The 10,609-nt window shown below is 45.3% G+C and carries 7 protein-coding genes; 5 read left to right on the forward strand and 2 right to left on the reverse strand.

Annotated features, from left to right (window positions below; genetic code table 11):
* Positions 1-16: 16 nt before the first annotated feature.
* Positions 17-1,240 (reverse strand): imidazolonepropionase, encoded by a 1,224-nt coding sequence (hutI, locus tag CEX98_RS01910; RefSeq protein WP_099640449.1) that lies wholly within the window; start codon positions 1,238-1,240, stop codon positions 17-19.
* A gap of 224 nt (positions 1,241-1,464) precedes the next feature.
* On the opposite strand from hutI, the gene hutC reads away from it, so the two are divergent.
* The 3 genes from hutC (at position 1,465) to hutH (ending at position 5,824) form a co-directional block, all read left to right on the forward strand.
* The gene (hutC, locus tag CEX98_RS01915) at positions 1,465-2,247 is read left to right on the forward strand and encodes a histidine utilization repressor (RefSeq protein ID WP_099640450.1); all 783 of its coding nucleotides are present in this window, start codon (positions 1,465-1,467) and stop codon (positions 2,245-2,247) included.
* 362 nt (positions 2,248-2,609) lie between these two features.
* Positions 2,610-4,289 carry a urocanate hydratase gene (hutU, locus tag CEX98_RS01920; protein ID WP_099640451.1) on the forward strand — a complete coding sequence of 560 codons (1,680 nt, stop codon included), beginning with the start codon at positions 2,610-2,612 and terminating at the stop codon, positions 4,287-4,289.
* Between the two features lie 2 nt (positions 4,290-4,291).
* Positions 4,292-5,824, forward strand: a complete 1,533-nt coding sequence (hutH, locus tag CEX98_RS01925) for a histidine ammonia-lyase (RefSeq protein WP_099640452.1) — start codon at positions 4,292-4,294, stop codon at positions 5,822-5,824.
* Positions 5,825-5,889: 65 nt separating this feature from the next.
* Here the strand turns inward: hutH and CEX98_RS01930 are convergent, their stop codons facing one another.
* Positions 5,890-6,666 (reverse strand): NADP-binding protein, encoded by a 777-nt coding sequence (locus CEX98_RS01930; protein WP_099640453.1) that lies wholly within the window; start codon positions 6,664-6,666, stop codon positions 5,890-5,892.
* Positions 6,667-6,793: 127 nt separating this feature from the next.
* On the opposite strand from CEX98_RS01930, the gene CEX98_RS01935 reads away from it, so the two are divergent.
* Positions 6,794-8,824 (forward strand): methyl-accepting chemotaxis protein, encoded by a 2,031-nt coding sequence (locus tag CEX98_RS01935; RefSeq protein ID WP_099640454.1) that lies wholly within the window; start codon positions 6,794-6,796, stop codon positions 8,822-8,824.
* Between the two features lie 111 nt (positions 8,825-8,935).
* A complete protein-coding gene (hemN, locus tag CEX98_RS01940; RefSeq protein WP_099640457.1) occupies positions 8,936-10,306 on the forward strand; it encodes an oxygen-independent coproporphyrinogen III oxidase in 1,371 nt (456 codons plus the stop codon).
* The last annotated feature ends 303 nt before the right edge of the window (positions 10,307-10,609 follow it).

Below are 10,609 nucleotides of genomic sequence, written 5' to 3' on the forward strand. Positions count from 1 at the left end.
GCTTATTAAAGGATCATTACTGGTTAAGTTTACCCAAGATCCACAGATTTGACAGGTCAGTAACGCCAAATTGATAACTTAATTGTGCTGGGTGACTAATATTCCATAGCGCAAGATCTGCACGCATTCCCACTTTTAACATCCCACGGTCGCCAAGACCCAGTGCTCGAGCAGCATGAGCCGTCACTCCCCGAAGTGCCTCCTCAGGGGTCATTCTAAATAATGTACATGCCATGTTTAGCATGAGTCTAAGTGAGCACAATGGCGCAGTACCTGGGTTAAAATCACTGGCGATTGCCATGGCAACCTTGTGCTTTCTAAGCAGTTCAATCGGTGGCAACTGGGTTTCTCTCAAAAAGTAGAATGCACCAGGTAACAACACAGCTGTCACATCTCCCCTAGCCATCGCTTCAACACCCGCTTCGTCAAGATACTCAATATGATCTGCCGACAGCCCGTTAAAATCGGCAACTAATTCACTACCATGCTGATTGGATAACTGCTCAGCGTGACATTTAACCTGTAAACCAAGAGCTTGTGCGCGCTCAAAAACCTGTTTGGTTTGTTGATAAGAGAACCCCACATTTTCGCAAAACACATCAACGGCAGTAGCCAGCTGACGCTCAGCAACCAAAGGCAGCATCTCGTCACAAACTAAATCAATATAAGCTTGGCTATTGTCTTTGTATTCTAAAGGTAAAGCATGCGCCCCCAAAAACGTACTGTGTACATCAATAGGGTGATGCTCACTTAACAACTGATTAATCTCTAACAGCTTGATTTCATTCTCAACATCAAGGCCATAACCTGATTTGCTTTCAACCGTTGTCACCCCTTCTTTGAGCAGACTATTCAAGCGCTCTTTACCATTAACATATAAAGTTTCTCTGTCAGCCAACCGAGTTGCTGTAACTGTGCTTGCTATCCCTCCACCTTGTGCTGCAATCTCCTGATAAGATGTCCCTAATAGTCTTTGCTCAAATTCATTAGCTCGAGAGCCTGCAAATAAAATATGCGTGTGACAGTCTATTAAGCCTGGGGTTAACCACTGGCCATTCGCTTTATGGATAGGAGTCGCTAAGGCGTCAATTTCAGGGAGCTGTGAACGTGGGCCGAGCCAGCTAATTTCACCGTCTTTGATAGCAATTGCCGCATTTTCTATGGCGCCATAAGGGCTATCAATAGCGGGATCCATCGTTGCGAGGTTAACATCAATAATTAGTAAATCTGCTTCTAACATTATCGTTTCCTATCTGAATTTTGTCCGCGCTTTGGCCAACGTAAACAACCTAGACTTAGGTTCATAGATGCCCAGCTAACAACCGATATTAACACCAACTACATTGAATTCACTTGCAGCCGTTAGCTCGTTATTTACTAACACTTTAAGCTAATTAGGCCGCAATCGCTCAATCAGCCTCATGCAGCTAGACACCATAAATTTATTAATTGAGTCTATCAGGGATGCTTGTATATACAAGAGAAGTATGCCATCTTTATTTACATAAATACCAACTTGAGATAACAACAGTGGCTGATATTCCAAAGTTTGCGCTGATAAAACAACATATTATTGATAATATTCGTGCCGCTCGCTGGCATGAAAATGAGCGTGTTCCTTCGGAAAATGAGTTGGCAGATCAGTTTAATGTTAGTCGAATGACTGCAAGGCGTGCGCTGAGCGAACTAACTGAAGCCGGTATTTTAACTCGCAGCCAAGGGCTAGGCACTTTTGTCGCAAGCTTTAAATCCCAGTCTTCACTTTTGGAGATCCGTAATATCGCCGATGAAGTTAATGCACGCAATGGTAAGTACACTTGCACTGTATTAACACTAGAATTGATCGCTGCCGTTGCACCTATCGCAATTGCTCTTGGCGTCGAAGTCGATGCGCCAGTGTACAGAAGTGTTATCGTTCATAATGAAAACGAACAACCACTACAAGTTGAAGAACGCTTCGTAAACCCGCTCTCAGCGCCTGAGTACCTTGATCAAAACTTTGAACAGATCACTCCACATGAGTATTTATCTCAAGTTGCTCCGCTGACTGAGGCAAGACATACGGTTGAAGCCATTATGCCATCACAAGAGGTTTGCCAATGGCTGGGGCTTTATAACGAGGAACCCTGCCTTCAAATGATCCGCCGAACGTGGTCAGCAAAAGGCATCGTCAGTTTTGCACGCCTTATTTCACCGGGCAGTAAATATCGATTAGGTGGGCACCTCACCTTTAAACAAAAACAATAAATGACCTGAACTTAGGATATGAGGTTAGTTGATCAACCAAAATGCATAAGCTCAAAAGTGTAATATCACGCTAGCTAGAAGTTATTTCTTCATACAAGGTGAATTTGTGCGTCAATAGCTGGCTATTGGAAGTGAATTCAACACAGTTAGCGCTAAAACTGGCTGCTAAAAAGGCATTAATTATCCGAAGCTCAGGTTAACTAATATGTGCCGTGGCTAAAGACCCACTGCATCATCATCAGCATACATAATAACTTGATTTATTATGTAAAAAATGAACACACAACCTAACGAAGCGAAGTTGAGCAATGGCTTCCACTAGGCTTCTCACTTAGGTTGTATATACAACAGGAGAGAGCAGAATGAGTGACAACCCAAGATTAGATCCTAGCCGTGAGATCCGCGCACCGCGTGGCGCAGAAATTACCGCAAAGAACTGGTTAACTGAAGCTGCAAAACGCATGTTAATGAACAACCTAGACCCTGAAGTGGCGGAACACCCTAATGCACTCGTCGTGTATGGTGGTATCGGTCGAGCAGCTCGCGACTGGGCGTGTTTTGATAAAATCGTCGAGACACTAGAGCGTTTAGAAGAAGACGAAACCTTATTAGTGCAATCGGGTAAACCGGTTGGCGTGTTCAAAACCCATAGTAACGCCCCTCGTGTATTAATTGCTAACTCGAATCTAGTGCCACATTGGGCTAATTGGGATCATTTCAACGAACTCGATAAAAAGGGCCTGATGATGTACGGTCAAATGACGGCAGGTTCTTGGATTTACATTGGCTCACAAGGCATAGTACAAGGAACTTACGAGACTTTTGTGGCAATGGCTAAGCAACACTTTGATGGTGATGCAAGTGGTAAATGGATCCTCACCGGAGGACTTGGTGGAATGGGCGGCGCGCAACCTCTCGCGGCAACTATGGCTGGATTTAGCGCGTTGGTTGTTGAGTGTGATGAGTCACGAATTGATTTTCGTCTTAATACTCGCTACGTCGACCGAAAAGCCACAACCCTTGACGAAGCATTAACCATTATCGATGAAGCGAAAGCAGCAGGGCAACCAGTCTCTGTAGGTTTACTTGGCAATGCAGCCGATGTATACGCTGAATTGGTTGAGCGCAACATTACACCTGATGTAGTGACCGATCAAACCTCTGCACACGACCCATTAAATGGCTATTTGCCGCAAGGCTGGACAATGTCACAAGCTGCAAGTCAGCGCGAGCAAGACCCAAAAGCGGTCGTGAAAGCAGCAAAGCAATCAATGGCAGTACAAGTAAAGGCCATGTTGACCTTGCAAGCTCGCGGTGCCGCGACCACAGACTATGGTAATAATATTCGTCAAATGGCGCTAGAAGAAGGAGTTGAAAACGCCTTTGATTTCCCAGGGTTTGTACCTGCGTATATTCGTCCACTATTTTGCCAAGGTATTGGTCCGTTCCGCTGGGTAGCCCTTTCTGGCGACCCTGAAGATATTTATAAAACCGATGCAAAAGTTAAGGAACTTATCCCAGACGATCCGCACCTTCATAATTGGTTGGATATGGCACGCGAGCGCATTCAATTCCAGGGTCTTCCTGCTCGTATTTGTTGGGTAGGGTTAAAAGACAGAGCGCGTCTAGCTCGCGCATTCAATGAAATGGTCAAAAATGGGGAACTAAAAGCACCAATCGTAATCGGCCGTGATCATTTGGACTCAGGCTCAGTGGCGAGTCCAAACCGTGAGACAGAGTCGATGAAGGATGGCTCAGATGCTGTATCAGATTGGCCATTACTTAATGCCTTGCTTAACACCGCAGGTGGTGCTACTTGGGTATCACTACACCATGGTGGTGGCGTGGGTATGGGCTTTAGCCAGCATTCTGGCGTGGTCATTGTTGCTGATGGCACAGACGAAGCTGATGTGCGTTTATCTCGTGTGTTATGGAACGACCCAGGCACTGGTGTGATGCGTCATGCAGACGCTGGATACGACATAGCGAAAGACTGTGCAAAAGAACAAAATTTAGATTTACCAATGCTGGAAGGAAAGTAAGTATGTACTCACTAAAATTAATCCCTGGCCAATTGACACTTAGTAATTTACGTCAAATCAACCAACAACCAGTGAACCTCAGCTTAGATGAGTCAGCAAAAGCAGCCATTGAAAGCAGTGCTGAAACAGTTCAGCAAGTCATTAAAGAAGGCCGCACTGTTTATGGGATCAACACGGGGTTTGGCCTACTTGCTAACACTAAAATCGCCAAAGACGAGCTCGAGTTATTGCAGCGTTCTATTGTCCTGTCACACGCAGCAGGTATTGGTGAGCTGATGGATGATAGCACCGTGCGACTCATGATGGTGCTAAAGATCAATTCACTCTCTCGTGGGTTTTCAGGGATCCGCCTTAAAGTGATTGAGTTCTTGGCGGCCCTAGTAAATGCGGAAGTTTATCCATGTGTGCCTAAGAAAGGCTCGGTCGGTGCATCCGGTGACTTAGCACCATTGTCGCATATGTGTTTACCACTTTTAGGTGAAGGTCAAGTACGTCATCAAGGCGAACTAATGGATGCCAAAGAAGGCTTAAGAATAGCTGGACTTGAGCCACTTACCTTAGCTGCCAAAGAGGGCCTAGCGCTCCTAAATGGCACACAAGCCTCCACTGCCTTTGCACTGCAAGGCCTGTTCAGAGCAGAAGATCTCTATGCGCAGAGCTGTGTAGTTGGCTCGATGAGTATAGAAGCCGCCATGGGCAGTCGTTCACCATTTGATGCGCGTATCCATGAAGTTCGTGGTCAACAAGGTCAAATAGATACTGCATTTGCGTTTCGCGATATTTTACAAACTCGCTCTGAAATTAGTGACGCCCATGTGGACTGTGAAAAAGTACAAGACCCGTATTGCTTGCGCTGCCAACCACAGGTTCTAGGTGCCTGTTTAACTCAGATCCGCCAAGCAGCTGAAGTGATCCTCGTTGAATCTAATGGGGTTACAGACAACCCATTAGTGTTTGCAGATGCTGGTGATATTATTTCTGGCGGTAACTTCCATGCAGAACCTATTGCAATGGCGGCTGATAACCTCGCCATCGCCATTGCTGAAATTGGCGCCTTGGCAGAGCGACGTATAGCCCTACTTATTGATTCTAGCTTATCAAAACTACCACCGTTCTTAGTTAATAATGGCGGCGTAAACTCTGGGTTTATGATCGCACAGGTTACCGCAGCTGCGCTGGCATCAGAAAACAAAACCCTTGCACATCCAGGCAGTGTTGACAGCTTACCAACTTCAGCTAACCAAGAAGACCATGTCTCTATGGCAACCTTTGCGGCAAGGCGTTTGCAGGAAATGGCCGACAATACTCAAGGCGTGCTCGCGGTAGAGTACCTTGCAGCAGCACAGGGGCTAGACTTTAGAGCGCCACTTAAGCCATCTCACAAAGTTGCGCAGGCGCATCAAATTCTTCGTGCAGTAGTGCCTTTCTATGATAAAGACAGGTATTTCGCCCCAGATATTGAAAACGCAAATAGTTTGTTGGGACAGGCTTCGCTGGCACATCTACTACCGGCTCAGCTATTACCATCAAACTGAATTCCACAGTCTAAATAACCTGAGACTTGGATAAGGCTCTAGCCAACCAGTTGTGTTTTAACAGGTTAAATAGGATAACGGTATTCAAAGCCGAGCTCAGCAATACGCTCGGCTTTGATAATACGAGCCTGCACTGTAGAAGATGCAAAGCTTGGTTGTGGGTTGCCTAGTTTTTCACAATGGCGTTGATAAAACGCTGCTCGCGTCGGGTGAGCCGGATAGCAAATATTATAAACATCTGCCGCTTGCTGCCAGTACGTAACGATGCAGTTTATCGCCGCAACCACGTCATCTCTGTGTACCATATTTACCCTGCCATTTGCCGAACTGGATAATGCTTTACCCGCGACAAACCTTCCAGGCTCTCGGTTTGGCCCTTGTAAACCGGCAAGACGTACAACCTTACCACCGCTTTTTAGCACCAGCTCCTCAGCACTTCTAAGAATATTGACCCGTAAGTTTGATTTATCGGCCAATTCGCCTTGTTCATCATACTCCCCCTCTGCGGTGCTGTAGACACCAGTACTTGAGCACAATAAGAACCCTTCGGCGGACATTTGCTTCGCAAGAGATAAAGCCTGCTCCAAGGTTTCGAGATAATTACTTTCAATCTGCCTTGCTCTGGGTGGAATAGCACAGATCCAATAGGCATGTTTGAGCGTGATAGAGTGTTTAATGGCACCTTGTTCCGTCAAAACAAACTGTCTAGACCAAGTATGGCTATGATCTGGTTTTGTTCTGGTTCCCTCTATTTGCCATCCCTGCAACTGCGCTTTTTGACATATTGCCTCACCTAGCCATCCAGCACCTAATACTACGACACTACGATTTAATACTTTCATATGAATATTGCCTGATCCTTTGAATTACCTTGTATTATCTATGTAAAAGAAGTTAACGCAAACGGTGGCGTTCTCTTTTTATCTATGGTCTTATTATCATTTGCATAAGCTAAAAATAAGAATTGTCATGCTTGAGAATTTATCCCTTAGAAAGAAAATATTGTTGCTGATCGGCGGCACCATTTCCATATTATTGATCATTGCATCAAGCTTTTTCGTGAGTCACATCGCGACCCTTTCCAGAGATGGAATTGAGCGAGAAACACAAAGCTATATTCAGGCTGAAAAGCTCGCCATGGAAGCATTTTTTGGACAATACGGCAAAGTAGTTGAAACCTTTGTTTCTACTCCTCACAACATCCATTGGTTCGAGAATTATAATACCCGCGGAGCTGATCTTACTCGTGATAAAGACTATCAGGAAGTGAATGAAGATTTAGTCCGCATCGCAAAAGGTGACGAAAATATTCTGTCAGCTTTTATCGCTTCGGCAAACACTGGGGAATATTTTAAAGAGAACGACCGCACCTCAGCGTATTCCGACGGTAGGCCTTACTACGCATATCAACGTCCTTGGTGGCAAGACACACTTGATGTTGGCAAACTCTATGTTGGCCCAATCGCTACCGATATCAATACCGGCGCGGTGTCAGCGGTTATCCGACAACCGATATATAACGACAGCGGCAAACTTGTGGCTATGGGTGGTGTCGATCTACAAATCAACAAGCTTAATGATATGGTGGAGCGTATTAAGTTTCAGGATGAAGGCTATGGTTTTTTACTCGATGGCGACTTGAATGTGGTTCATTTATCCAAACGCACCGGACATTCACTTTCTACGACAGATGAAGGACCTAAGGGCAAAGAAGGGCTAGACGGCCTAGAGTCACAATTTACCAACACATCTGGCTTTGCCGAGCTTAATGCTGCAATCAAGCGTAACCCAATAGGGAGTGGTACGGTTACCTTTAAAGGAGAAGCCTACTATGTGGTTTATGACCATGTAAAACTAGACAACCCTTTACTTGATTGGCACGTTGGTCTACTGATCCCTGTCTCGCTGATTGAAGCACCGGTAGATGAAGCAGTCATGAGTACGGTTACTGCGTTAATCATTATCTTGGCGATTATTGTCATCATGATCTTGATCGCAACACAGATGATCACCAAACCAATTGTAGCCCTGACTGAAACTATGCGTGATATTGCCACCGGCGAGGGCGATTTAACCAAACGCATCGAGATCACCAGTCATGATGAAGTAGGTCAACTCGCTCATCACATGAATACGTTTATCGATAAATTAAGAACAATGATGCTAGATACTGCAGCGCAGGCTGAGCAATTAAGTAATGCATCGGCACAATTACGTGAGGTTTCCAATAACACCAACAGTGAAATCCAGCGTGAGAAAGAACAAGTAGATAGCGTCAGTGCTGCAGTTACCGAAATGGCAGCCACGGTGACAGAAATATCTCGCAATGCGCAGGAAACCAACCAAGCCGCAGATGTCGTTCAACGCATTACCAATGAAGGGTCGGGACGCTCGTCGCAAGCGCAAGAAGTGATGACAGAGTTGGCATTGCATATTGGTGAAGCCGCGAAGGTGGTAGCGGGCCTTGAACAAGAAACCAGTAATATTGGTGCTGTGATCGATGTGATCAATGGTATTGCCGAGCAGACTAACTTGCTGGCATTAAATGCTGCCATAGAAGCGGCTCGTGCAGGTGAACAAGGTAGAGGCTTTGCTGTGGTGGCTGACGAGGTAAGGTCGCTTGCAAGCCGCACACAAGAATCGACCGACGATATTCGCAATATGATTTCACGCTTACAGCAAATCGCGCAAAAAGCCTCTGTCATGATGCAGCAAGGACAAGACCGTGCAGAAGGTACAGTAGAAGAAACTCAAGCTGTACTTGATGCGTTAAAGGAAATCACTGAGTCTGTAACCACAGTACAAGACCAAAGTCATCAGATTGCCACTTCTACCGAGCAACAGACCGTCGTGGCGGAAGATATCAATAACAGTCTTAACCAAATCAATGAATTGGTTAACAGCACAGCCAGCCATGCCAATGTATTGGCTGACGAGGCGCGGGACTTGAATGACTTAGCTAAAGCATTAAACTCAACCGTTAATCAATTTAAACTCTAGTCTACATGCTAAAACACGTCGCAATCGCGGCGTGTTTTGATCTGAGGCAAACTCCACCAAGTAGGTAAAAAGTACACTGGCACCGTCAAATAAAACTCGAGAGTGCGTATCGTGATTAATTTACCAATTTGGAATGATTCCCTTATCAGCAAGTATAATATCTCAGGCCCGAGATATACCTCCTACCCTACAGCGCTATCGCTAGAACCGGGTTATTCACAGAGCGACCTACAAGCAGCTATTACAGGGTCAAATTCTCGAACACTCTCGTTGTATATTCACATTCCATTCTGTCATCAGCTTTGTTATTACTGCGGTTGTAATAAAATCATTACCCGCCACCAATCTAAAGCCGATGTATATCTTGACTATTTAGCTCAAGAAATCGCAGCAAAGGCACCGCTATTTAAACACTATACCGTTGAGCAGCTGCACTTAGGCGGTGGTACACCCACTTTTTTAACAGCAGAGCAGATGACTCGACTGATATCTATGCTCAATAACGCCTTTACTTTCTCGAATAATGCACAGCGTGGTATCGAAATAGACCCAAGATCTCTTGCACCGAATATGATGGAACATCTACATGAGTTGGGGTTTAACCGCGTCTCCTTCGGCGTGCAAGATTTTAATGACGCTGTTCAAACCGCAGTAAACCGCCCTCAGCAACTAGACGAAGTGCTCGCTATCTTGACTGAAGCGAGAACGCTCGGGTTTAAATCTATCAACATGGATATGATCTATGGGCTGCCATTTCAGAGCGCAGAGAGCTACAGGCAAACGATAGAGCAACTAATCGCGCTTTCACCTGATAGGGTTTCGGTGTTTAATTATGCCCACCTGCCAGACAGATTTGCAGCGCAACGCAAATTAAAAGAAGCTGATATGCCTAGTGCAGGTGAAAAGCTTGAGATCTTTAAACAGACCCTAGAACAAATGACTACTGCTGGATATCAATTCATCGGTATGGATCACTTCGCCAAAACAGATGATGAATTGGCCATCGCTCAAAATGAAGGGCACCTTCACCGTAACTTCCAAGGCTACACGACCCACGGTGACTGCGATTTATTAGGCTTAGGGGTCTCCTCTATTTCGCAAATTGGTCATATGATCTTGCAAAATGAGAAAGACTTGAAGCCGTACTATCAGGCACTTGAAGATAAACAATGTGCTATTACAAAAGGCATAACGTTAAGTGCTGACGATGAGATCAGAGCCGCAGTGATAAAACAGCTTATTTGCCATTTTGAGCTAGATAAAAACGTATTCGAACAACGTTTTGATATCAATTTTGATGAGTATTTCGCTCAAGCACTTACCGCACTTGAACCGCTAGCAGCAGATGGACTCGTTGAGCTCAGTAACCACACCATAAAAGTCACCAGTAGTGGCAATTTGTTTATCCGTATCATTTGCATGTGCTTTGATGCGTACTTACAGAATCAAATTAAAACCACTCGATTCTCCCGCGTTATTTAGTCAACTAACCCCTTCAAAATTATCACAACCTTGGCCATTCGATAAAAATACCCGAATGGCCAAACTCGACACTTGAGCGACACACAAATCGGTGGGTAAACCACCTCCTACCCTGCGGACGGTGTGGTGGGAGCGAGTTTATCTCGCGAGGTGTTTGTTTGATCTTTGGCATCTTCGACTGGATGTGTATACACACAAATCGGCGGGTGAACCGCCTCCTACCATGTTAAGGGTGTGGTGGGAACGAGTTTATCTCGCGAGGTGTTTGTTTAGCCTTTAGCATCTTCGACTGGGTGTGTATAC

This window comes from Pseudoalteromonas piscicida (assembly GCF_002744175.1).
GTDB lineage: Bacteria > Pseudomonadota > Gammaproteobacteria > Enterobacterales > Alteromonadaceae > Pseudoalteromonas > Pseudoalteromonas piscicida_B.

Coding starts and splice junctions, on each gene's coding strand:
- CEX98_RS01935 (WP_099640454.1), top strand. CDS start 6,794: ATGCTTGAGAATTTATCCCTTAGAAAGAAAATATTGTTGCTGATCGGC.
- hutU (WP_099640451.1), top strand. CDS start 2,610: ATGAGTGACAACCCAAGATTAGATCCTAGCCGTGAGATCCGCGCACCG.
- hutI (WP_099640449.1), bottom strand. CDS start 1,240: ATGTTAGAAGCAGATTTACTAATTATTGATGTTAACCTCGCAACGATG.
- hutC (WP_099640450.1), top strand. CDS start 1,465: ATGCTTGTATATACAAGAGAAGTATGCCATCTTTATTTACATAAATAC.
- CEX98_RS01930 (WP_099640453.1), bottom strand. CDS start 6,666: ATGAAAGTATTAAATCGTAGTGTCGTAGTATTAGGTGCTGGATGGCTA.
- hutH (WP_099640452.1), top strand. CDS start 4,292: ATGTACTCACTAAAATTAATCCCTGGCCAATTGACACTTAGTAATTTA.